The 546-nt window shown below is 46.2% G+C and carries 1 pseudogene; it reads right to left on the bottom strand.

Going from position 1 to position 546, the window contains the following annotated elements:
• Positions 1 to 109 precede the first annotated feature (109 nt).
• A pseudogene (gene tnpA / locus J4728_RS23730) lies at positions 110 to 546 on the bottom strand (IS200/IS605-like element IS200F family transposase); the annotation flags it as partial.

The following is a 546-nucleotide window of genomic DNA, read 5'->3' on the forward strand; positions in this document are numbered from 1 at the left end:
AATAAATATCCTCCGGCATAGCCGGAGGTTTTTCTGATGCGCCTGTAAGGCTTTCTTACCAGCCGCGCCCTAACAGGCGCATACGATCTGACATTTGCATCAAACTTCGTTACTTACGGCCCGTAAACGGGCTGCCCGGATAAGGGATCGATAATTGCTCACCCATTTTATCCTCTTCAAGCTGGTGCTTTATGTAGTCCTGTATCTTCGCCGTGTTCTTACCCACCGTATCGACATAGTACCCTCTCCTCTGCACCAGAACTCCCTGTTCCTGTATTTGAATTTTAGATCCCCAAACTGCTCGTAAAGCATCAGACTACTTTTACCCTTCAGATATCCCATGAAACTCGACACACTCATCTTCGGCGGGATCTCCAGAAGCATGTGAATATGATCTGCACAACATTCTGCTTCCAGAATTCGTACGTTTTTCCATTCACACAATTTTCTTAATATGCTGCCTACTGCCCTACGCTTCTCTCCATAGAACGCTTGTCTTCGGTATTTGGGCGCGAAAACTATGTGATATTTACAGTTCCATCGGGT

Source organism: Salmonella sp. 32070601201500089SM (genome assembly GCF_017573605.1).
GTDB lineage: Bacteria > Pseudomonadota > Gammaproteobacteria > Enterobacterales > Enterobacteriaceae > Salmonella > Salmonella enterica.